The sequence below is a fragment of the Citrobacter sp. TBCS-14 genome (genome assembly GCF_005280805.1).
Classification (GTDB): Bacteria; Pseudomonadota; Gammaproteobacteria; order Enterobacterales; family Enterobacteriaceae; genus Citrobacter; species Citrobacter gillenii.
The window spans coordinates 1-221 of sequence record NZ_SZWM01001125.1; the positions used below are offsets into that span (position 1 = coordinate 1).

Annotated in this window: 1 pseudogene; it reads left to right on the forward strand. The window is 54.8% G+C overall.

The features are described from left to right. Positions 1–221: pseudogene (locus FDX22_RS24375) on the forward strand (LexA family transcriptional regulator); the annotation flags it as partial.

Consider the following 221-nt stretch of genomic DNA (forward strand, 5'->3'; position numbering starts at 1 on the left):
CTAATCAGCCAGCCCGCAGCGACTTATTTCATGCGGGCATCGCGTTCACATTTCAGGGAAGGGATAATCCAGGGGGCGCTACTTGTTGTGGACGCGTCGCTTTCAGCCTGTGATGGCTCGCTGCTGATATGTGCGATAGATGGGGAATTCAGGATCAAGCGATACCGAACTCACCCTCAGCCCCACCTGATAAATCTGGAGAACGGGAGAAGGGAAGCGCT